At 41.2% G+C, this 22784-nt stretch carries 17 protein-coding genes and 2 rRNA genes; 17 read left to right on the plus strand and 2 right to left on the minus strand.

Annotated features, from left to right (window positions below; genetic code table 11):
- Positions 1-385: 385 nt before the first annotated feature.
- The 9 genes from ABJ384_RS03020 (at position 386) to hisC (ending at position 11016) form a co-directional block, all read left to right on the plus strand.
- Positions 386-3278 (plus strand): 23S ribosomal RNA (locus ABJ384_RS03020).
- A 177-nt stretch (positions 3279-3455) separates the two neighbouring features.
- Positions 3456-3570: ribosomal RNA gene (gene rrf, locus ABJ384_RS03025) — 5S ribosomal RNA — on the plus strand.
- A 331-nt stretch (positions 3571-3901) separates the two neighbouring features.
- Positions 3902-5356, plus strand: a complete 1455-nt coding sequence (locus ABJ384_RS03030) for an RNA polymerase factor sigma-54 (RefSeq protein ID WP_180042537.1) — start codon at positions 3902-3904, stop codon at positions 5354-5356.
- 172 nt (positions 5357-5528) lie between these two features.
- A complete protein-coding gene (gene raiA / locus ABJ384_RS03035; protein ID WP_086197707.1) occupies positions 5529-5861 on the plus strand; it encodes a ribosome-associated translation inhibitor RaiA in 333 nt (110 codons plus the stop codon).
- Positions 5862-5998: 137 nt separating this feature from the next.
- Positions 5999-6250, plus strand: a complete 252-nt coding sequence (ibaG, locus tag ABJ384_RS03040; protein WP_004650949.1) for a BolA family iron metabolism protein IbaG — start codon at positions 5999-6001, stop codon at positions 6248-6250.
- 6 nt (positions 6251-6256) lie between these two features.
- The gene (gene murA, locus ABJ384_RS03045) at positions 6257-7513 is read left to right on the plus strand and encodes a UDP-N-acetylglucosamine 1-carboxyvinyltransferase (RefSeq protein WP_166171032.1); all 1257 of its coding nucleotides are present in this window, start codon (positions 6257-6259) and stop codon (positions 7511-7513) included.
- On the plus strand, positions 7513-8208 hold the full coding sequence (gene hisG, locus ABJ384_RS03050) for an ATP phosphoribosyltransferase (RefSeq protein WP_086197705.1): 696 nt from the start codon (positions 7513-7515) through the stop codon (positions 8206-8208). Before murA ends, hisG begins: the two co-directional genes overlap by 1 nt.
- A 197-nt stretch (positions 8209-8405) precedes the next feature.
- Positions 8406-9707 (plus strand): histidinol dehydrogenase, encoded by a 1302-nt coding sequence (hisD, locus tag ABJ384_RS03055; RefSeq protein ID WP_349928773.1) that lies wholly within the window; start codon positions 8406-8408, stop codon positions 9705-9707.
- A 217-nt stretch (positions 9708-9924) separates the two neighbouring features.
- Positions 9925-11016 (plus strand): histidinol-phosphate transaminase, encoded by a 1092-nt coding sequence (gene hisC / locus ABJ384_RS03060; RefSeq protein WP_349928774.1) that lies wholly within the window; start codon positions 9925-9927, stop codon positions 11014-11016.
- Positions 11017-11093: 77 nt separating this feature from the next.
- Here hisC and pabB read toward each other — a convergent pair whose 3' ends face one another.
- Positions 11094-12464, minus strand: coding sequence for an aminodeoxychorismate synthase component I (gene pabB, locus ABJ384_RS03065; protein ID WP_349928775.1), 1371 nt, complete (start codon positions 12462-12464; stop codon positions 11094-11096).
- Positions 12465-12721: 257 nt separating this feature from the next.
- On the opposite strand from pabB, the gene ABJ384_RS03070 reads away from it, so the two are divergent.
- The 6 genes from ABJ384_RS03070 to ABJ384_RS03095 all read left to right on the plus strand — a co-directional run bounded on the left by ABJ384_RS03070 (position 12722) and on the right by ABJ384_RS03095 (position 20869).
- A complete protein-coding gene (locus ABJ384_RS03070) occupies positions 12722-13690 on the plus strand; it encodes a DUF6160 family protein (RefSeq protein ID WP_086197701.1) in 969 nt (322 codons plus the stop codon).
- 197 nt (positions 13691-13887) lie between these two features.
- Complete coding sequence (locus tag ABJ384_RS03075) at positions 13888-14727, plus strand: C39 family peptidase (protein ID WP_086197700.1); 840 nt, start codon at positions 13888-13890, stop codon at positions 14725-14727.
- Between the two features lie 47 nt (positions 14728-14774).
- Complete coding sequence (locus tag ABJ384_RS03080) at positions 14775-16010, plus strand: hypothetical protein (RefSeq protein WP_349928776.1); 1236 nt, start codon at positions 14775-14777, stop codon at positions 16008-16010.
- 12 nt (positions 16011-16022) lie between these two features.
- Complete coding sequence (locus ABJ384_RS03085) at positions 16023-17687, plus strand: outer membrane protein transport protein (RefSeq protein WP_180042531.1); 1665 nt, start codon at positions 16023-16025, stop codon at positions 17685-17687.
- Between the two features lie 32 nt (positions 17688-17719).
- Positions 17720-18889 carry a putative pilus assembly protein FilE gene (gene filE / locus ABJ384_RS03090; protein WP_349928777.1) on the plus strand — a complete coding sequence of 390 codons (1170 nt, stop codon included), beginning with the start codon at positions 17720-17722 and terminating at the stop codon, positions 18887-18889.
- 21 nt (positions 18890-18910) lie between these two features.
- Positions 18911-20869, plus strand: a complete 1959-nt coding sequence (locus tag ABJ384_RS03095; RefSeq protein WP_349928778.1) for a hypothetical protein — start codon at positions 18911-18913, stop codon at positions 20867-20869.
- Positions 20870-20929: 60 nt separating this feature from the next.
- On the opposite strand, the gene ABJ384_RS03100 is transcribed toward ABJ384_RS03095, so the two are convergent.
- Positions 20930-21478 (minus strand): NUDIX hydrolase, encoded by a 549-nt coding sequence (locus ABJ384_RS03100; RefSeq protein WP_349929696.1) that lies wholly within the window; start codon positions 21476-21478, stop codon positions 20930-20932.
- Positions 21479-21603: 125 nt separating this feature from the next.
- Between ABJ384_RS03100 and ABJ384_RS03105 the strand changes: the two genes are divergently transcribed.
- The gene (locus ABJ384_RS03105; RefSeq protein WP_349928780.1) at positions 21604-22221 is read left to right on the plus strand and encodes a CoA pyrophosphatase; all 618 of its coding nucleotides are present in this window, start codon (positions 21604-21606) and stop codon (positions 22219-22221) included.
- A gap of 13 nt (positions 22222-22234) precedes the next feature.
- A complete protein-coding gene (locus ABJ384_RS03110) occupies positions 22235-22765 on the plus strand; it encodes a gamma carbonic anhydrase family protein (RefSeq protein WP_349928781.1) in 531 nt (176 codons plus the stop codon).
- Positions 22766-22784: the final 19 nt, after the last annotated feature.

Consider the following 22784-nt stretch of genomic DNA (forward strand, 5'->3'; position numbering starts at 1 on the left):
CATAATAAGCAAACGGTTAGATAGCTTATAGAGCTTAGTAAGAAAGCGGCGTATAATGCGCGGCATTGTTATTAACCTCTGTGATTTATCACAGTTTCTCGATCTGACGAAGACGAGAAAAATCATTAACAGAATATATTTGAGTTGAAATAAATTGTTCATACTCGTTTTGAAATCGACATTAGCAGTCATTTATGACTGATTGATGAAGATTAAGAAATGAGTTACTAGCGATTAAACTGAATCAAGCGTTTTGGTATATGAATCTAATTGAAGCTGTACAGTGTTTAAGTGCACAAACGCCAACTGTAAGAGAGTGATGAGAGATCATCATAATCTGTTGCTCATCCTACTTGTAGGGATGAACGACTGTTTGGGGTTGTATAGTCAAGTAATTAAGTGCATGTGGTGGATGCCTTGGCAGTCAGAGGCGATGAAAGACGTAATAGCCTGCGATAAGCTCCGGGGAGGCGGCAAATATCCTGTGATCCGGAGATTTCTGAATGGGGAAACCCACTTACCATAAGGTAGGTATCGTAACATGAATACATAGTGTTACGAGGCGAACGAGGGGAAGTGAAACATCTCAGTACCCTTAGGAAAAGAAATCAATTGAGATTCCCTCAGTAGCGGCGAGCGAACGGGGAAAAGCCCATTAAGTCATATAAGCTTTAGTGGAATGCTCTGGGAAGTGCAACCATAGTAGGTGATAGTCCTGTACACGAAAGGGCTTATATGATGATGTCGAGTAGGGCGAGGCACGTGAAACCTTGTCTGAATATGGGGGGACCATCCTCCAAGGCTAAATACTCCTGACTGACCGATAGTGAACCAGTACCGTGAGGGAAAGGCGAAAAGAACCCCTGTGAGGGGAGTGAAATAGATCCTGAAACCGCATGCATACAAGCAGTGGGAGCCGACTTGTTCGGTGACTGCGTACCTTTTGTATAATGGGTCAGCGACTTATATTCAGTAGCGAGGTTAACCGAATAGGGGAGCCGTAGAGAAATCGAGTCTTAATAGGGCGTTTAGTTGCTGGGTATAGACCCGAAACCGGGTGATCTATCCATGAGCAGGTTGAAGGTTAGGTAACACTGACTGGAGGACCGAACCCACTGTCGTTGAAAAGCCAGGGGATGACTTGTGGATAGGGGTGAAAGGCTAATCAAACTCGGTGATAGCTGGTTCTCCCCGAAAGCTATTTAGGTAGCGCCTCGGACGAATACCATTGGGGGTAGAGCACTGTTTCGGCTAGGGGGTCATCCCGACTTACCAAACCGATGCAAACTCCGAATACCAATGAGTACTATCCGGGAGACAGACTGCGGGTGCTAACGTCCGTAGTCAAGAGGAAAACAATCCAGACCGCCAGCTAAGGCCCCAAAATCATAGTTAAGTGGGAAACGATGTGGGAAGGCATAGACAGCTAGGAGGTTGGCTTAGAAGCAGCCACCCTTTAAAGAAAGCGTAATAGCTCACTAGTCGAGTCGGCCTGCGCGGAAGATGTAACGGGGCTAAAACTATGTGCCGAAGCTGCGGATGTATACTTTGTATACGTGGTAGGGGAGCGTTCTGTAAGCCGATGAAGGTGGATTGAGAAGTCTGCTGGAGGTATCAGAAGTGCGAATGCTGACGTGAGTAACGACAAAGCGGGTGAAAAACCCGCTCGCTGAAAGACCAAGGGTTCCAGTCCAACGTTAATCGGGGCTGGGTGAGTCGACCCCTAAGGCGAGGCCGAAAGGCGTAGTCGATGGGAAATTGGTTAATATTCCAATACTTCAGTGTAATGCGATGAGAGGACGGAGAAGGTTAAGTCAGCCTGGCGTTGGTTGTCCAGGTGGAAGGAAGTAGGCATGCATCTTAGGCAAATCCGGGGTGCTCTATGCTGAGATCTGATAGCAAGCTGTACTTGTACAGTGAAGTGGCTGATACCATACTTCCAGGAAAAGTCTCTAAGCTTCAGTTACACTGGAATCGTACCCGAAACCGACACAGGTGGTCAGGTCGAGTAGACCAAAGCGCTTGAGAGAACTCTGCTGAAGGAACTAGGCAAAATGGTACCGTAACTTCGGGAGAAGGTACGCTGCTTTTGGTGATGGAACTTGCTTCCTGAGCTGAGAGCAGCCACAGAAACCAGGCCCCTGCAACTGTTTATTAAAAACATAGCACTCTGCAAACACGAAAGTGGACGTATAGGGTGTGATGCCTGCCCGGTGCTGGAAGGTTAATTGATGGGGTTAGCGTAAGCGAAGCTCTTGATCGAAGCCCCAGTAAACGGCGGCCGTAACTATAACGGTCCTAAGGTAGCGAAATTCCTTGTCGGGTAAGTTCCGACCTGCACGAATGGCATAATGATGGGGGCGCTGTCTCCAGCAGAGGCTCAGTGAAATCGAAATCGCCGTGAAGATGCGGTGTACCCGCGGCTAGACGGAAAGACCCCGTGAACCTTTACTGCAGCTTGACATTGAACTTTGATCTTACTTGTGTAGGATAGGTGGGAGGCTTTGAAGCTGGGACGCTAGTCCTAGTGGAGCCAATCTTGAAATACCACCCTGGTAATATTGAGGTTCTAACTCTGTCCCGTTATCCGGGACGAGGACCATGTCTGGTGGGTAGTTTGACTGGGGCGGTCTCCTCCTAAAGAGTAACGGAGGAGTACGAAGGTGCGCTCAGCGTGGTCGGAAATCACGCGTAGAGTATAAAGGCAAAAGCGCGCTTAACTGCGAGACCCACAAGTCGAGCAGGTACGAAAGTAGGTCTTAGTGATCCGGTGGTTCTGTATGGAAGGGCCATCGCTCAACGGATAAAAGGTACTCTGGGGATAACAGGCTGATACCGCCCAAGAGTTCATATCGACGGCGGTGTTTGGCACCTCGATGTCGGCTCATCTCATCCTGGGGCTGAAGCAGGTCCCAAGGGTATGGCTGTTCGCCATTTAAAGAGGTACGCGAGCTGGGTTTAGAACGTCGTGAGACAGTTCGGTCCCTATCTACCGTGGGCGTTGGAAATTTGAGAGGATCTGCTCCTAGTACGAGAGGACCAGAGTGGACGAACCTCTGGTGTACCGGTTGTGACGCCAGTCGCATCGCCGGGTAGCTATGTTCGGAAGGGATAACCGCTGAAAGCATCTAAGCGGGAAGCCTACCTCAAGATAAGATTTCCCCGAGACTTTATGTCTCCTAAAGAGCCGTTGAAGACTACGACGTTGATAGGTTGGATGTGGAAGCATAGTGATATGTGAAGCTGACCAATACTAATTGCTCGTGAGGCTTGACTATACAACACCCAAACAGTTGTTGTATAAAGCATCAATTAATTCGATATTCAGCAAAACAGCTTGATTTAGTGAACGCTAAAGAACAAAATACGACAGCTCAGATATACCTGTTAATGAATTCTATTTGACCAAGCATTGGCATCTAAATAAGACCAAACGCAAAGTCATAAACAGTTGTGCTGGCGACCATAGCAAGAGTGAACCACCTGATCCCTTCCCGAACTCAGAAGTGAAACCTCTTAGCGCTGATGGTAGTGTGGGATTACCCATGTGAGAGTAAGTCATCGCCAGCTCATTATTCAAAAGCCCCTGCCAAGTGCAGGGGCTTTTTTTTTTGCCTGGATTATTAAAACCTTAAAATTATTATTTGATGATGAATGAAATTAGATTCTTTAACGGAATTGATTTTTCTGCTATTTAGATAATTAGATTTCCTCCTTTGAGTAAGTTATTAATTTATAAAAATATTTATTAATATTTCGTGAGTATTTTATCGAAAATATAATTAAAAAATTTTAAATTTGTATATTTTTTATGTGTATCTATGATATAAAAATTAAAACGGCACAAAAATTGCTTGCAAGATGTGTTTTCATAAATAGCAGTTAAAAAGAGTAGGGTAATATGAAGTTATCGGTTGGATTAAAAGTTGCAAACTCCTTGTCACTGACACCGCAGTTACAACAAGCCATTCGTTTGCTTCAACTTTCTAGTCTTGAACTAGAGCAAGAAATTCAGATTCAACTTGATAGTAATCCCTTACTAGAGAAGGTTGAAGAGCAATCTTCGATTGAAAGTTTATCCACCTTACAAGATCAGGAACGCGATAATAAAGATTTAACCAATGAGTTGAATGCCAACCATCTTCCTGATGATTTACCTGTCGATACTGATTGGGATGATGTCTATACCCATCAACCGACGAGTCTTGGTTCCCCTGAATATGAAGAGCGTGAAGATAACCGTCAGGGACATCTTGGTCTAAAAGAACACATACTTGAACAAATCAATTTGTTGCATTTTTCTGCTGTAGATCGCCTGATAGCACATTGTATTGTTGATTCTTTAGATGAAAAAGGTTTTTTAGATGCTGAAATTGCTGAAATCACGGCATCTGTGCAGCATTTATTGGAAACTATGGATTATGAGGATGAAGTGGAAGATGATGAAGTCCTTGTTGTCTTAAAACATATTCAGCATCTGGATCCTCCAGGTGTAGCATCACGTAATCTGGCAGAATGTTTATTGGTACAATTGGAAAGTTTACCTGTACATCAAGCTTATCGTCATGAAGCGATAACTTTACTAAATCATTATGAATTATTGATTTCGAATGAATTGCCAAAATTGATCAAACAAACGGGTTTGAATCCTGAACAATTGAAATGTGCAGTTGATCTGTTAAAGACCTTAAAAGCTTATCCGGGAATGGAGTTTGAAGAAAAAGACTCTGATTATCAAATTCCCGATGTAGTGGTCATGAAAAAGAATGATCATTGGCAAGTGCAGTTAAATCAGGATGTTATGCCTAAATTAAGGGTCAATTCTTTTTATGCCAGTATGATTAAACGTGCAGATCAAAGTAACGATAATCAATATTTACGCAATCAAATGCTGGATGCCAAAAATTTTATTAAAAGTGTCGATGAGCGTCATAAAACCTTATTAAAAGTGGCCACCTGTATCGTGGAACATCAAAAAAGATTTTTGGAAATAGGTGCTGAAGGGATGAAACCTTTAGTACTGCGCGATATTGCGGAAGAGGTGGAATTGCATGAATCTACAGTTTCTCGGGTGACGACCAATAAATTCATGCTGACCCCGCGCGGCTTGTTTGAACTGAAATATTTTTTTTCCAGTCATGTGGCAACGACTTCAGGTGGGGAGGCATCTTCAATTGCGATTCGGGCAAAAATTAAAAAGTTAATTTCCGAAGAAAATCCACGCAAGCCTTTATCTGACAATATTATTGCCAATTTGTTAAAACAAGATGGCATTGATGTGGCACGTCGAACTGTCGCTAAATATCGAGAGTCGTTACATATTCCTTCATCTTCTGAACGAAAAGTCTTGATCTAATTTTTAAAATCTGATTATTCTAAGGATTCATTATGACAACATAATGAATCTTTTTTCTTTTAAAGGTGTGGTTGAAATGATTTAAAGTGTAAATTGCAGAATTCTAGGTTCTGTCAGCAGATCATTTCGGCTACGACTTTAACTAATCCTAAAGAAGGTGAGGGATAGAATTATGCAAATAACAATTCGTGGTCATCACTTAACTATCACCCCTGCAATTGAAGATAATATTCGTTTAAAATTTGCTGAAATGACCAAACATTTAGATCAGGTCAATAGTATGCAGGTGAAATTGAGCAAAGATCATCAAGTAGATAAACGATCAAGAAAAGGAAGTTTGAATCATATTGCAGAAGCAATTATTCGTGTACCGGGGGCAGAATTGTTTGCACAGGCAACAGCTGATGATATGTATACATCAATAAAAAAATTAACAGAAAAACTTAAAAGACAGTTGCATAAGCATAGAAAAATGCAGGTTGCATCCCCATCTTTAATGGCATAGTTTTGTTGCTGAACAAAAAGAGGTTTTTTATGACCTCTTTTTTTATATATTAAATGTTATAGCTTAATGATTTATTTTTCATATTTATAGTAAAATGGCAGGTTTTTACACCGTTGGTCCTATAAGAGGTCTTTGTGATGAATAGTGAACAGCTCACTGAAATTTTAAAAGCTGCTTTTCCAGAGGCTGAAGTTGCAGTTAGTGGGCAAGGCGGGAAATTTGATCTTCGCATTGTAGATGAACAATTTGAAGGCAAACGTCCGGTGGCACGCCAACAGACAGTTTATGCTCCGTTAAATTCATATATTGCCAGCGGTGAAGTACATGCAGTAACTATTCGTGCAATGACCAAAGAAGAATGGCGTAAAGCAAGCTTATTCGGAGCTTAGAACTAGATGGATAAATTTTTAATTCAGGGCGGTGTTAAGCTCGAAGGTGAAGTGCGTATTTCTGGTGCAAAAAATGCAGCACTTCCATTACTTGCTGCAATGATTCTCCCTGAAACTCCCACCACATTAACCAATGTTCCAAATCTTAAGGATGTGAACACGTTGGTAAAACTGATTGCTGGTTTGGGTGTTCAAATTTCTTATGAAGGCGATACCGTTAAAGCGGATACGTCTACATTAGATAATCAGTTTGCCCCATATGAACTGGTCAAAACCATGCGTGCATCAATTTTGGTGCTTGGTCCGTTACTGGCGCGCTATGGTAGTGCAAAAGTATCTCTTCCTGGTGGATGTGCCATTGGTTCACGCCCAGTCGATCAACACCTTAAAGCATTAGAAGCTTTGGGTGCTGAAATTGAAGTTGAAGCCGGTTATGTTAATGCCAAAGTCGATGGTCGTCTTAAAGGTGGCGAAGTGGTCTTTGATATGGTGACTGTTGGCGGTACTGAAAATATTCTGATGGCAGCAGTATTAGCCGATGGCGTCACGACTATCCGTAATGCAGCTCGTGAACCTGAAATTACTGATCTGGCAAAAATGCTGATTAAAATGGGTGCGAAAATTGAAGGTTTGGATACCGAGACTTTAGTGGTTACCGGTGTTGAGCATTTACATGGCTGTGAATATGCTGTAGTTGCCGACCGTATTGAAACAGGTTCATATTTGGCTGCCGCGGCAATTACTGGTGGTAAAGTAAAAACGACTCATACCGATCCGGCATTACTTGAAGCCGTTTTGGATAAGTTTGAAGAAATGGGTGCGGAAGTGACCCGTGGTGATGACTGGATTGAACTCGATATGATGGGTAAACGTCCAAAAGCTGTTAGTTTCCAGACCCTGCCACATCCAGAATTCCCAACTGATATGCAAGCTCAGCTTATGGCTGTCAACGCGATTGGTCGTGGCTTTGCTACGATTTCCGAAACGATTTTTGAAAACCGTTTTATGCATGTACCTGAATTGGCACGTATGGGCGCAAATATTCAGGTTGAAGGTAACGATGCAGTGGTTACAGGGGTGGAAAAACTTTCAGCTGCTCCTGTAATGGCGACAGATTTACGTGCTTCTTTCTCTTTGGTTTTGGCTGCGTTGGCTGCTGAAGGTGAAACCCTGATTGACCGTATTTATCATATTGACCGCGGTTATGAAGATGTTGAAGCGAAGTTACAAGGTTTAGGTGCCCAAATTAAGCGAGTAAGTTAATGAGCGATATGAGAAACGATGATCCAAACTTTGATGTTATGGGCAATTTTGATCATGGTTTAACTTTAGCATTAAGTAAGGGACGTATTTTAAAAGAAACTTTACCTCTGCTAGAAACAGCAGGAATTAATTTACTGGAAGATCCGGATAAATCCCGTAAATTGATTTTCCCAACTACCCATAAACAGGTCCGTATTTTAATTTTACGCGCTTCTGATGTACCGACCTATGTGGAAAATGGTGCAGCGGATTTGGGTGTTGCAGGTAAAGATGTGCTGATGGAACATGGCGCACAAAATGTATATGAACCATTGGACTTAAAAATTGCCAACTGCAAACTCATGACAGCGGGTAAAGTCGGTATGGTTCGTCCGAAAGGCCGTTTAAAAATTGCCACTAAATATGTAAATCTTACCCGTCAATACTATGCCAGCCTGGGCGAGCAAGTCGATGTGATTAAGCTTTACGGTTCGATGGAACTTGCGCCACTGGTTGGTTTGGGTGATTACATTGTTGACGTGGTCGATACGGGTAATACCCTACGTGCCAATGGTTTAGAGCCTTTGGAAGAAATCTGCAAAGTATCTTCACGTTTAATTGTAAATAAAGCCAGCTTCAAACGTAAACAAGCACTGCTTAATCCGATTCTGGCACAGCTTGAAAAAGCAGTGGAAGAACGCGAAAGCAAAAAATAAGCAGCGCTGCATGCTCATTTGAAAAACCGTCATCCTGTGGCGGTTTTTTTATGCCCATTTTTATCATAATGGCTTAAGCCCCGGATTTATTCGATGATTCACAAAGTAATTTCCTATAAAACTATGTGAATAGATGCGTGATAGATACCCACAAAGTCTGGGAAACAAGGTAAACTAAAGTTTTCCTATTAAACCTTGTGGGTAAATTGATGCGACGTTTATCGACTCAAGATCAAAGCTTTAAACAGGCCTTTGCGGACTTGTTGGCTTTTGAGACAGTTAGTGATCCTGAACTTTTAAAAACCGTAGACCAAATCATTGCTGACGTACGTCTGCATGGGGATGCTCATGTTCTTAAACTCACTCAACAGTTCGATCGACATCCAGCGCATCAGTTTTCTGATCTAGAACTCACTCAAGAACAACTTAAAACGGCTTTTGAAGGTTTAACTACAGAAGTTCGTGAAGCATTAGAATTGGCTGCAAACCGTATTCGTGAATTCCACCAAGCACAAAAGCAGGATGGTTGGACCTATGTCGATGCTTTGGGAAATACCTTAGGGCAAAAAATTACCCCGCTGGATCGTGTCGGTATTTATGTACCGGGTGGCTTGGCATCGTATCCGTCTTCTGTATTGATGAATGCCGTGCCTGCGCATGTTGCAGGCGTGCCTGAAATTATTATGGTGGTTCCGGCACCAAATGGTGAACTCAATACCCTAGTATTGGCAGCGGCATATCTGGCTGGTGTGCACCGTGTATTTACCATTGGGGGTGCGCAAGCAGTTGCAGCATTAGCGTATGGTACGGAAACCATTCCCTCTGTCGATAAAATTACTGGTCCAGGTAACCGTTTCGTAGCAGCAGCTAAACGTGCGGTATTTGGTCAAGTCGGTATTGACATGATTGCAGGACCATCCGAAATTTTGGTATATGCAGAAGGTCAGAATAACGCGAAATGGCTGGCAATGGATTTATTGTCACAAGCTGAGCATGATACAGTTGCACAAGCGATTTTTATCACCCCAGATGAGCAGCTTTTAAACGACGTTGAACAGGCGATTGAAGAACATTTGGCGGCTTTGCCAAAAGCTGAAATTGCTCGTACTTCAATTGCTAACCGTGGGGCATTGGTTTTGGTGAAAGATCGTCAGGAAGCGATTGACCTCATCAATCAGGTCGCGCCAGAACATTTAGAGCTTTGCCTGGATGAAGCTGAGAAAATGTCGGAAAATATTCGCCATGCCGGTGCCATCTTCATGGGACGTTATACGCCTGAAGCGATTGGTGATTACTGTGCCGGTCCTAACCACGTATTACCAACATCAGGCACAGCGCGTTTTTCATCACCACTCGGGGTGTATGATTTCCAGAAGCGTTCCAGCCTGATCATGTGTTCGCAAGAAGGCGTGAAAACTTTAGCGAAAACAGCCGATATCTTGGCGCAACAGGAAAACCTGGATGCACATGCACGTTCAGCACGTTATCGTTATCAGTAATGAATCATAGGCTAGATAGAAAAAATCTGGTTTTCTAAAATTATAAACCTCTCCCTAACCCTCTCCTGAAAGGAGAGGGGAACTCATATGATGAGAATGACTTTGACGTTTGATTCTATCTTCATGAGGTGTAGATTCCGCTCCCTGAGTGAGCTTTAAATATTGCTTTAAAGCAAAGCGCAAGAGAGGTTAGGAGAGGGAAATAAGAGAAAATAAAATGTCGACCATCACCACAAAACAAATGCGTTTTTGGAGTCCTGAAGTACGTGAACTCGAACCTTACGTACCAGGTGAACAACCCAAAATCCAAAACTTATTAAAACTCAATACCAATGAAAATCCCTATCCGCCATCACCAAAAGTGGTCGAAGCGGTTCAAGCGGTATTGGCCAATTCAGCAGATGTGCTGCGTTTATATCCAGACCCAGATGCATCTGCTTTAAAACAGGCGATTGCCAAACAGCAACATGTCTCGGTAGATCATGTATTTGTTGGCAATGGTTCTGATGAAGTATTGGCACATATCTTCAAAGCATTTTTTGTCCAAGAGTTGCCAGTGCTTTATCCGGACATTACCTATAGTTTTTATCCGGTTTACAGTCAGTTCTTTGGGGTAAAAACCAAAGTTTTGCCATTGAATGATGATTTTGAAATTGTGGTGGATGATTATAAACAAGCCAATGGCGGGATTATTATTACCAATCCGAATGCGCCGACCAGTATCGCACTGGGTTTGTCAGCCATTGAAGATGTGCTTCAGGCCAATCCAGATTCAGTGGTCGTCATTGATGAAGCTTATGTGGATTTCGGTGCTGAATCGGCGGTAAAACTGGTTGAGAAATACGATAACTTGGTGGTTTGCCAAACTACATCTAAGTCTCGTTCACTGGCGGGATTACGTGTCGGTTTTGCCATTGCACAGCCACATTTAATCGCTGCCCTTGAAGCGGTGAAGAACAGTTTTAATTCTTATCCGATCGATCGTTTTGCGATTGCAGCAGCTGTAGCATCTTTTGAAGATCAAGAATACTTCGAAGCGCAAAATGAGAAAGTGATTGCAAGCCGTGAAAAGTTGGTTGCCCAATTGGCTGAGCTTGGCTTTAAAGTTTTGCCATCGAGTGCAAACTTTATTTTTGCGTCATTAGCGAGTAGAGATGCAGCTGAGCTTGCTGCTGAATTGCGCGAACGTGGCATTATCGTACGTTATTTTAATAAGCCCCGTATCAACCAGTTCCTGCGTATTACTATTGGTACAGACGAGCAAAACCAGCGTTTAGTCGATACCTTGAGAAATGATATTTTAGCTTAATTAAACCCCTCCCTTGTGGAGCAGTGTTCCTCACCTTTTATAAAGGGAAGAGGGATTTGAAGTCAAAAAAGCGATTCTCAGGAATCGCTTTTTTGTTGATTTGGCTTATACCAGGTATTGAGCAAATCCAGCATGGCAGAAACTTTATCAAAACATTCCTGATATTCGGCATCGCAATCAGATGCAATGGTGATACCACCACCGGCCCAAACAGAAACATCCTCCTGATATTTTTGAATCGAGCGAATCAGAATATTCCATGAACCTGTACCATCAAAATTGAAATAACCCATCGAACCACAGTAGGCACCACGTGGAGCACCTTCAAGTTCCTCTATAATTTGCATGGCACGAATTTTGGGAGCGCCTGTTATTGAACCGCCCGGAAGAGCTGACATCAGAACGTGAAAAGGATTGATATCTTGCCTTAATCTAGCAGTCACTTCACTCACCATATGATGAACTTGATTAAATGACTCAATTTCAAAAAGTTTTGGTGTTTTAACAGAGCCTGTTTCAGCGTATACGCTCAAATCATTACGCAGTAAATCCACAATCATTACATTTTCGGCTTGGTCTTTTTTAGAGTGAATTAAGCTTTGCTTGGATTGCTCATCTTGTGCAACATCTAAATATCTGGGCATAGTGCCTTTAATCGGTTTTGTGGTGATTTTCCGATTTGCTTCAAACTCGATAAACAGTTCGGGAGAGCAGCTTAATAATTCAAAATCATTGATTTTGAGATAACCTGAATAAGGTGCATCAGTCAATTGCCAAAACGCTTCTGCTGTATCTAACAACAAACCTTGTGCTTTGGTTGTAAATTCTTGAGTTAAATTAATTTGATAACAGTCACCTGCCTGAATGTAATCTTGAATCTGATTAAAGGCATTCACATACTGTTTTTTAGTCCACCGTGCGGTACAAGGTCGAGTGAGGGTGAAATTTTGATTTTCTTTACTTGGCTTGTTTTTGTTTTGCAAGGCATTTTGAAGTACCTGAAAGATCGCTTCAGCCTCATGTTCATGACTAAAAAAGGTCCAGCCTTGATCGGTCAGTTTAATATAGCTGCAATAAATGCCTAAAAATAAAGAGGGCTGGTTCTTGGATTGAATCTTGACGTGTTGTTGGGCAGCTTCATCATAACTGATAAAACCGATTAAACCCCCATTGAAATCGGAGGTATGATTTTGCAAATCCTGCTTAAAAAATTGATTGAAATCAATTGGTTTATTTTTTTGTTGATATTGGTTTAACGATGTTCTGGTAAATTTCTGAATTTTGTTATTTTGCATCAGCATATATTCAGAAGCCAAAATTGCAATGACAGGTTGCTTTACATTTTTTAAGTAAACCACATGGTTAAGATGCGATAAGCATAAAAGAATTTTAGTAGGATTAAGCTGTTGCTTGGTCAGCAATTTTTGAAAAAAAACAGGCTCATTCATACGACGTGACTTAATAAATTCGATACATAGATGGTCTATTCTATAACATTGTTGATGCATAAAAACTGTAAATACCGTTTATCGGTAACATGCAGATTGCGACCAACAGCAGTTGAACAAAAAATGACACAGAGATAACTTAGCTAGGGCAAACCAGCTGCTCAAGGAAAGCCTCACTATTGTCAAAAAATAAAAAACAATCAGTGAAATCGAGTAGTTAACAATCAAAAAAAATAATACTCTTGGGAGAGTACGAAATGAAAAAATTTACTAAACTTGCTTTAGTTTCTTCATTAGCAATCAGCGCAAATGCGATGGCAATGCAAGCAATGGATGATACTTCATTGGGTGCTACTACTGGTCAAGATGGTTTAAGCATTGGGATCGGTATTTCAAAAATCGAAATCGAAAAATTATTCATTCACGATAACGATGGTTTAGCTGCAGCTGGAACAGCAGGTCAACCTGGTTTTGGTGGTACTGGTGCAGCTGGTGCAATTTATATTAAAGGAAACGGGACTGGTGCTACTGCAACTAATGGTATTGTAATTGGTGCAAACTACGATAATAGCGGTGCTTATTTACTTGCTAGCCGTAACTTGGCAGACTTAACAATTGACTCAGATGCAGGTGGCGGCAATCCATTCATCAACATCGCTGCACAAGTATCAGGCCTAGATATTAACATCGGCGAGATTGGTGTAGTTGGATCGGCTGCTGCTCCAGCTGCTGGTGCAGCAAATATCCGCCGTGGTGGTACCGGCACTGAAAACGCGATTCTATCAGGTCTTTCTGTAAAAACTGGTCAAATGGCTGCAAACATCCAATTAGGTGCTGCACCGCAAGGCGCAATGATTAAGTTGAATACAACTATGGTTGGTGGTTTAGAGATCACAAATTTGGGTATCTTGGATAACTCAACCAAAACTGCAACGCGTGCAGCCGGTGAAATTTTTGTTGAGAGCATCAAGGTTGCAGATGCAAACTCTACAAATTTAACACTTAATCAATCTATCAGTGTGTTTGGTGAAGAAGGTGCTAATAAAGGTTATGTACGTATTGTGAGCACAAGTGGCGCGCACGATAATTACGTTAAAGCCATTCATTTGGGTAGCAAGACTGCTGCTTCTATCGGTGATGTAGAAGTTCAAGGTATGCAAACTTACTTCAGCCCAGCACAAGGTCAATATGTACCAGGCGCGATCATTACAATTCGCGGTCACTAAGTTTCCGTGTCAAAAAGCGCGTGTTTACACGCGCTTTTTTTTACAAAAATAATGTTAAATTTTTCAAATAAACTAAAAAAAAGCTGTTTTTTTTTATAAAAAAGGTTATCTTCCTTTTTACATGGATGTAGAGTAATAACTCTAGAAAAATAATGAGCAAAGGCACGTCATGCCGATAACTAGAAAAGTCAGAAGATATGTTAGAGATCGCGTTAGGCTCGGCATTGATGTATTACGCTGCCAAAGAAGCCTTTGAAATTAAAAAAAAGCCAGCGGAAGCTGTGTATTACACTGAAACCTTAGACTCTCGCCAAGATTCATTCACTCGAATGCATAGAGAAGCAGTCCTCATTAAACCTGCTGTAGAAGATCAATTTAGGGGTATTGTACGTCAAGCTTATGACTATAGCTGTGGATCAGCAGCATTAACGACCTTGTTAAATGGTTATGTTGATGTTGGTGTAACCATGACAGAACAACAAGTTATGAATGGTTTGCTTAAATTTGGTGAGACCGAGAAAATCGTTGAGCGACGTAGTTTTTCCTTACTTGATATGAAACGCTTTGTCGGAGCAATCGGTTTCGAAAGCGGGGGATATAAAGGCGAATTTTCCGATTTAGTGAAACAGGGACAACCAGCCATTGTGCCAATTTCTTATGCAGGATTTAAACATTTTGTGGTGTTTAAAGCATACAAGAATGGCCGTGTTTATGTAGCTGATCCTGCAGTGGGTAATATTAGTTTCGATGAAACACGTTTCAAGGATATCTGGGAAAACAACACCCTATTTTTAATTAATGTCGCACCTGAAAAGAGAAAAAGTTTATTAGCACTTCAGGATACAGACTTACGACATGTCGAAGATGCAACCGTTAATCGCTATGCTTTCGTTAACATGCAATATCCGCAGTTCTATATGGATAAAATTGCCGATAAGGCATCAACGATTCGTTTAGACAAGAATTTAAATGAAGACTCGGAAAAATTTGGGGAATCGACATATAATTTTTTACGTCTTTATTACAAAAGTAAATAAAGTATAAAAGTAAGTAGATTAAAAAAATAAAAATGGTGGGATGGAATATGAATCGTAAATGGATGAACAAAACTTTATTGGCTTTGAGTGTTCAAATGGCAATAGGGGTGGTATATGCAGCTGAAGAACCGGCACTCGGAGAATACGAGGTTGTAGATCAGCAGGAAACAAAAGTTCAATCTACAGCATCACAGTCTGCAAATGTACAACCTGAAGTAACCGCAAATGTTCAAGTGGAAGAGTCAGCACTCGGTGAATATGAAATGGTTGATGAACAGGTTGAAGAGCCAGCAGCAACCACATCTGCCGATAGTGTTCCAGTGGCACAGCCACAACCTGTTAATGCAAATGAGCAAGCTTCTTCTGCTTTACAGCAGCAAGAAGGGGATGCAAGTAAAGAAGCTAACTTACAAGAAGTCTTTACCTCAAATGAAAGACAATATTCTTTAATTAAAAAAGGTGAGATTTCATCTTATTACGATATTGATTATACCTATTATCGTGATACACAGATTGATGCTGAAATGGCGAGTGGACAACTGTATCAACTCCGTGTTCAAGAAAATGCGACCCATTCTGTTACCAATACATTTACTGCGCAGTATGGCATTCTAGATAATTTAACCTTTACGGCTTCAGTACCTTTAGTCGCTAAAACAGATTTATTAAAAGATACTTCTACAGCAGGTCTAGGTGATATTTCTTTTGGTACGCGTTGGGAGCCTTTCCCTCTCAAAGCTGGCAGACTACCCCTGATCTTATTCGGTAATATTTCTACTAAAACTGGTGATAGTCCTTATGAAATTAATGCGACTAATGATCTAGCAACCGGTAAAGGTTATTACTCTGCAGGGATTGGTGCAAGTACGCGTAAATATATCGATCCAGTGGTATTGTTTGCTTCCGTATCTGCCAATTATGGCTTTAAAGAAACGGGTTTAAATCAACGTCGTGGTTTACGAGTACTGGATGAGTTTCAACCTGGGATCAGTGGAGGTTTTGCTTTAGGTTTTGCCTATTCATTTAACTATGATGTGTCTATGACGATGTCATATCAGCAAAGTTTTAATACCGGTTCAGAATTTACTTATACTTCTGGTGAGAGTTATTCACCAGCTGACCAGACCAGCTCCACTTTAGCAATTTCATTGGGTGTTCGTGTTTCACCTGAAACTATTGTCAATGGGACTGTGGGTATAGGCCTGACAGAAGATGCGCCAGATGTATCTTTAGGTTTGTCATTCCCACTGGATATTTTAGGTTTCGGTAAGAAACTACGCTAAGAGGGTAGTCGTATGTATAAGATTCGACTTCGCCCGTTAGCTGCAGCAATTATCGTCTCGGGCTGTTCAAGTGCAACTTTCGCTCAATTAGGTACCAACTTATCTGTTGATGTCAGATCATTGAGTATGGGAAATGCGGTTACTGCAGATCCTCCTGGTATTAGTGCAATTCATTTTAACCCTGCAGCTTTGACCAAAATTGAAGGTCTGCAAACCGATGTGCAGGGGATTCTTGCTAATTTTGATATCCAACGGGAATTTTCTGTTCCTGCTGGTTATAACGTATTTGGCTATTCAGATGACCCGATGGTGTGTAATGACGGGCCAGAGATTTCTTCCGATTTATGTACAGACTTTAAAGGCACAGTGAATGGGGATGTTGAATACGTCAGTCTATACGTCCCAGTATTAAAAAAAATGGTGGATCTTGGTGAAGGTCTACCCATGGCTGCACCTACAGCAGGCATTGCTTACAATCCACCAGGTTCAAAAACAACTTTTGCAACTGCAATGTATGCACCTTTGGTTGCCGGTTTTGGTGCGGAAAATGGCAATCCTGCGAATTACATGGGGCAACAGGTTGCTCTAGAAAGGATTACCTATTTATCTCCATCTATTGCCTATCAAGTGAATGATGAGTTATCCGTGGGTGCTTCTATAGGCATGTCATATCAAGCCATTGGTTTAAAAACGGATTTGCGTTTTCCCAATGAATTAATTGGTATGTTACGAATGATTGATGAAGTCGTTTGTACACCTTTTAAAGAAAACTCGGACATTATTACTGACATTCTGTTGTTAGGTATATGTAATGCCCAAGAAGGTATGAACCCATTTGGCAGGTTCGGGCAAATGCAGCTTGCTCTGGAACAATCACTTAGCCCAAGTTATAACCTGGGCGTATTGTGGGAACCGACTGAGGATTTTAGCTTTGGTATGGTATATCAAAGTGCGGCAAAAATGCGTTTGAAAGGTAAATATCACATTGATAACGCAAAGGCACCACGTGAGCTGATCAATGGTTTAATGTCATCTCCTACAGGTCAAATTCTTGCGGCAATTTTGGGGTTTCCTAATAATATTCCTGCAAGTGAGTCAGGTCTGGTTTCAATGGATTTTGAATATCCAGCCCATTTTCAAGCAGGAATAAAATATAAGCTTTTACCTGATTTACAAGTCAATTTTGATGTGGGCTGGACAGACTATAAAGCGTGGGACAAGTTTAAATTTGAATTTGACCGACAAATTTCAGCATTAAAAATTGCCAAATTACTTTCTGAAAATATTGGTGATTCTTCTCTGGCACTTCCACTGCAATTTACTTCACCTTGGAATTATGGGATAGGTCTGGAATATTCTGCAACAGATCGTCTGAAATTACGTGCCGGATATGAACCGCGTACTAGTGCAATTCCTGATAATAAGCGAAATACAATGGTGCCGATTAACAATGCACAATTGTTTGGCTTGGGGGTCGGTTATCGTTTCGATGCAGATACCGATCTGGATTTATCGATTGGTTTCTTACGCAGTAAAGATAACATTCCAGCAAATACCAGTAGTTTAGCAAACCAAACGGGTGTGAATAATATTCTACTAAATCCATATGCAGGTTTAAATGTTAAAACGAATACCAAAGTCACAATTTTAGGCTTGAACTATAGAACACGATGGTAGAGAAATTGAAAATAATGAAAGGGAATTTATGGGTGAAATCGATACTTACGCTATGTGTGGTGCAGGTATCTTTTTCTCATGCGGGAGAGTTTTACACCATTATTGGGCCAGATGGTAGGCCTATGGTCGTGCAACAAGAATCTGCGCCCAAAAATAAAGAAACTGAAGGAAGTAAATCTTCCTCAGTAGAGAGGAGAGTTCAAGAAACTCACTCGGTCACTCATTCCGCCAATAATCAGCCAGACATCAAGGTTATTACAACTCAAACTACACCATTATCGCAATTACCGGTGAAAAATAAAGTAGCAATCCAAAGCCCTACAAAAAAAGCTTCTACCCAAGTAGATACAGCTAAAATACCGCAATCGACCTATCTAGAACCTGAAACTGAGAAAAAGCAAAAAGTTTTAGCACAGCCTCAACCCCTGCCTAAAAAGGTGGAAGAAATTGTACCTCTCGCTACCAGTACGCCTAAAGAACTGAAAGAAGCTAAAGATGCAGAAAACTATGTCACGGTTGATGGTACGCAATATATAAAAAATGAATACCTGGAAGACAAGGAATTTAATCTGGAAGGGAAAAAACGTTTTTATGCTATGCCGGAAGGCATCATTGATACCAAGCATGGAGCGACACGCTTACAAATGGTCGAGCGTGAAAAAGGGGTGAGTAAATCTCTGCTGCAATCATTTTTTAAAAAGAATCAAAAACAGGATAGTGGTCCTATTACCTTGTCATCGACTTATTACCGGGTTTCCCAGGCTGATGCTGTGAATAGTTTAGGTCAACAATGTATTCAGGACAAAAAAATTAAAAATGCGAAAACAGTCAGTCTGGATAAGGAAGTCAATGTCTGGCCACGTGCACCATTAAAAGAGCATTTTGATTTTGAAATTGTGAAGATTTCCAATGCAATTCAGAATGTGCAGATTAACTCTTATGCTTCGCGGCAACAGAATCCGACCTTTTATTGGCCATTTGTGGTTTTTCTAGATACCAATGGATGTGTACTTGAGGGAGCAGGAGGCTTTAAAAATCATGAAACTGCCGAGTCATTTACTAGCCATGAAAAAATTGAAGGAATCATTCATATTCCTTCTCAAAGCCGATATATGTTGTTGACTCCTTTAGCCAGTGCGATAGATCTAGAAAACAAAGCACTCACCAATCAGGGTCAATTAAAATTAATAGCAATTCGCTAAGGATATAAGAAGAGAACTCGGATGAAAAATAAATATTTACTCCCTTTTGCCCTCACCACATTGATGGCAGCTTTAACGGGGTGTGGTGGTGAAAGTGCCAATGTTATTCCTGAAGTTTATGAAGGTAGTACAACGAATGGAACGTGTACGATAGGTGCTAGTGGATGTCTTGGATTTGCCTTGGATTATCCATTAAATGGATTAAATTTTACTTGTAGTAGTGATACTAAAAATAGCTTTGTAACCACTTTAGATTTGAAAGATGGGGCAGCAACCGGGGCATGTAAAGTCGGTGACAAAATTACTTTCTTCCTGAAGGGGGAAAAAGATAAGCAAATTAATTTGGGAACGCTAGACCTAAATAAAATTGCCAAGGTAAGTACTTCACAATTGCCTCGTTTGACTATTTTGGACATTGCCTCCGGAATTTCCGGTACACCAGCTAAGTCTCTGGATACTAGTGATAGCACCGTGAAGGTCGCTATGCGGTTGGCAAAAATATTACAGGCACTTGCGCTACAAAATGGGGGGATTGCTGATCCAGCCGATATTCAAGCCTTATATATTACGGATCAAATGCGTGTAGATTTGGAGAGAATCAGTCAGTCAATTCCTCAAGAAACCTTTGCAAATACCACAGATTCCGATTTTGAATTATTGATCCAACCTTGGATTAATATTTCAAATATAACCAATGAGCAGGCATTTTCTACTGTCAGTATGTTGATGAATATTGCGAATGCCGGGGTATATCAACCGGAATTTTCATTATTTTCAACCTCTGGAGTGATTAGTAGTTTAAGTGGTTCAGATGGTTTAGTTGGTTGTAATAAAGATACGTGTAATCCTCAGGACAGCTCAACGCAGCATCTGTTAGGACATTTCATGTTGATTACCGATCGTGACGGTTATACTTTTGGTAGTGGCATACAATGGCGTGGTCCAGGCATTAGCGATACTTCGACGATAGGTGGATTAAATACCAAATTGCTGACCACCACCCGACCGATTCGAATGACTGCAAATGCACAAGAGCATTGGATTAATCCGGTAACCAAGAAAATTGATCAAAATTTTGATTTTCAGGTCGATCAAGTCACTACACCTTTAAGTATTTATCAGGGCACTTTATATAATGATTATATGATTGCTGGCAAAGAAGCATTCTATAAGTTGCTTACTAGGAAAACAGAGGTCACTGCAGCTGATAAGCTAGATTTTGGTCTATGGAGGCAGACCATTGGTAGCGAAAATTTTAATGGTACACTCGATTTATATAAAACCTTTCCTATCACTTATCTAGATAAAAGGGTTTTTAAATCCATTAATAATGTGAAATCTGGCGAAGCTTATATATTCCCGATGTACGCAAATTTGACCTTTAAATTTACCGATACCAGCGTGAAAGACGTTGTATTGGGAATAGTGATCGATGAAAAAGGCAACATTCGAACCAATATGAAACCTGGTTATACTGAAGATGATATGAGTACTGCTTTGGATCAGGAGTTGGCTTCAGGAAAAAGCGCTTGTGATACCACAGGCTTTAATTCATCCACTTATATAGACCAGTATGGAGTTCAACAATACCGGATTGGTACAGTTTCTCGTGCTTTCACTAATGATAAGAATATTTCCTTGCGTATGGTATTGGCAAATACAAACTTGAAAAAAATTGACGGTGCTTTAGTGGGAATGAATACCAATATCAAGACTTCAACATCTGGAGATAGTATTGTGGTGGGTGGTGCTTTACTTAATGTAGCTAACTTATTAAATCTTACTTCGGGTGCGGCTGATATTACATTTAAAGACTCTGCTGTTGGTACGGTAAAATGGGCAAACTCATTATCAAGTTTCCAGAAAGTTTATAATACCAATAATACATCGCACACTTCTCAAGATGCAGATCTTGCGAAGTTAAGTGGAGGCAGTTTAACTTTTGCTTTGGCTCCGTGTTATACAGTCAAAAAGAAGTAAGCAAAAAATAAAGCCCATCATATGATGGGCTTTTTATTAAATTGCAAATTTATCGCATCTTTAACCGGTATGATCTAAGCGGGTACCTAAAGTTTCTAAATGCATGCTGAATGAAGCAGTTTTACGGTCTTCAAAATAATGTCTTAAGGTCCGTTCTACGCTGGGAAAAGCCAGTTCAGACCAAGGAATTTCATGTTCATCAAATAAACGCGACTCAATGGTTTCTTCACCAGCACCGAATATGCCATTGACGAGATTGGCCTTGAACAGAACGTAAATTTGTCCAATTCGGGGAATATTGTACATACAGTACAGCTGTTCAATTTCGACTTCAGCTTCAGCCTCTTCGCGGGTTTCTCTGGCAGCGCCCTGTTCCATGGTTTCAAACAGTTCCATATAACCTGCGGGCAGGGTCCATAGCCCATAACGCGGTTCAATGGCACGGCGGCACAGCAAAACCTTATTTTCCCAAAGCACTAGTGCCCCGCAAATGACTTTGGGATTGACGTAATGAATATTGCCACAATTTGTACAAACACGGCGTAATTGATGGTCGCCGAGTGGAATTTTTTCCGTTGTTTTATGTCCGCAAATTACACAGAAATTCATATTCATCGTCAATGATAAAGGTGTTGATCAGCATAACTGAAAAATGCAACTTTGGCATCATTTCTATCCTTTGGAATAAAAATTCAGCTATGATGAAATAAAGCATGAGGCAGGAGCAGTAGCACATGGATGACTACTCATTAATACAATTATTACAGCACAGATTACGCTTTTCTACACGTATCAAGCCTGCTCATGCTGCTGTATTAATTGCCATTACTGATGAGTCTGATCCCAAAGTTTTGCTCACGCGCCGTTCTTTATATTTATCCAATCATGCCGGGGAAGTTTCTTTTCCGGGGGGGAAAAGAGATCCGCAAGATACCAGTAATATTGTGGTGGCTTTGCGCGAAGCTTATGAAGAGACCGCACTGAATCCATTTGATGTGCAACTGATTGGCGATTTGCCCATGCAAAAAGCCCGCAACGGGATGCTGGTCAAACCCGTGGTCGGGCTGATTCCGCCTGAAGTGGAACTTATTCCTCAACCATCTGAAATTGATCGAATCTTTTTTGCATCACTGAATAGCTTAATGAATGCACCGCCCATTCCCTATGAAGTGCGTTATGCTCATCAGTCTTTGTATTTTCCCAGCATGCGCGTGGAAAATGAGGTGGTTTGGGGATTGACGGCACGAATGTTGGTTTCACTGTTTCAGTATGGTTTGGATTATCAAAAGGAATGGCCATTTTTATTAAATTCGCCCACTTTTCATAGCAATAAGATTAAATACGGTAAATAAGGAATTTCACCTCATGATTTATAAATTTAAAGGATATACACCTCAAGCAACGCATCAACCTTGGGATGGCTGGGTGGCAGATAATGCGACCGTTATCGGCCAGGTAGAAATGGGCAAGCAGGTCAGTGTCTGGTTTGGCGCGGTGATTCGGGGCGATAACAGTAAAATCAAGTTGGGGGATTTTACCAATGTTCAGGAAAATGCCGTTTTACATACCGATGCAGGTATTGAAATGCATATTGGAAGCTATGTCACGATTGGCCATCAGGCCATGTTGCATGGCTGCACCGTCGGAGATAACACGCTGATCGGCATTAATAGCGTGATTTTAAATCATGCCGTGATTGGTAAAAATTGTATTATTGGTGCTAATGCCTTAATTCCAGAAGGTAAGGTGATTCCGGACAATTCTGTGGTCATGGGTTCACCAGGAAAAATCGTCAAAACTTTGGATGAGGCGGCTGAAGCCAAATTAAAAATGAGTGCCATGCACTATGCCGAGCATTTCAAAAATTTTCAGCATTTAGAGTCGGTTGAACTGTGATTTGAAACGAGATATTCAG

It is taken from the genome of Acinetobacter sp. A1-4-2 (assembly GCF_040233925.1).
Classification (GTDB): Bacteria; Pseudomonadota; Gammaproteobacteria; order Pseudomonadales; family Moraxellaceae; genus Acinetobacter.

What these genes read in the sequence shown, in the direction of transcription:
- hisG (WP_086197705.1), top strand. Translation starts at nt 7,513, where the DNA reads ATGAGCGATATGAGAAACGATGATCCAAACTTTGATGTTATGGGCAAT.
- ABJ384_RS03080 (WP_349928776.1), top strand. Translation starts at nt 14,775, where the DNA reads ATGAATCGTAAATGGATGAACAAAACTTTATTGGCTTTGAGTGTTCAA.
- ABJ384_RS03110 (WP_349928781.1), top strand. Translation starts at nt 22,235, where the DNA reads ATGATTTATAAATTTAAAGGATATACACCTCAAGCAACGCATCAACCT.
- pabB (WP_349928775.1), bottom strand. Translation starts at nt 12,464, where the DNA reads ATGAATGAGCCTGTTTTTTTTCAAAAATTGCTGACCAAGCAACAGCTT.
- ABJ384_RS03100 (WP_349929696.1), bottom strand. Translation starts at nt 21,478, where the DNA reads ATGAATTTCTGTGTAATTTGCGGACATAAAACAACGGAAAAAATTCCA.
- ABJ384_RS03070 (WP_086197701.1), top strand. Translation starts at nt 12,722, where the DNA reads ATGAAAAAATTTACTAAACTTGCTTTAGTTTCTTCATTAGCAATCAGC.
- raiA (WP_086197707.1), top strand. Translation starts at nt 5,529, where the DNA reads ATGCAAATAACAATTCGTGGTCATCACTTAACTATCACCCCTGCAATT.
- hisC (WP_349928774.1), top strand. Translation starts at nt 9,925, where the DNA reads ATGTCGACCATCACCACAAAACAAATGCGTTTTTGGAGTCCTGAAGTA.
- ABJ384_RS03085 (WP_180042531.1), top strand. Translation starts at nt 16,023, where the DNA reads ATGTATAAGATTCGACTTCGCCCGTTAGCTGCAGCAATTATCGTCTCG.
- ABJ384_RS03095 (WP_349928778.1), top strand. Translation starts at nt 18,911, where the DNA reads ATGAAAAATAAATATTTACTCCCTTTTGCCCTCACCACATTGATGGCA.
- ABJ384_RS03075 (WP_086197700.1), top strand. Translation starts at nt 13,888, where the DNA reads ATGTTAGAGATCGCGTTAGGCTCGGCATTGATGTATTACGCTGCCAAA.
- ABJ384_RS03030 (WP_180042537.1), top strand. Translation starts at nt 3,902, where the DNA reads ATGAAGTTATCGGTTGGATTAAAAGTTGCAAACTCCTTGTCACTGACA.
- murA (WP_166171032.1), top strand. Translation starts at nt 6,257, where the DNA reads ATGGATAAATTTTTAATTCAGGGCGGTGTTAAGCTCGAAGGTGAAGTG.
- ABJ384_RS03105 (WP_349928780.1), top strand. Translation starts at nt 21,604, where the DNA reads ATGGATGACTACTCATTAATACAATTATTACAGCACAGATTACGCTTT.
- ibaG (WP_004650949.1), top strand. Translation starts at nt 5,999, where the DNA reads ATGAATAGTGAACAGCTCACTGAAATTTTAAAAGCTGCTTTTCCAGAG.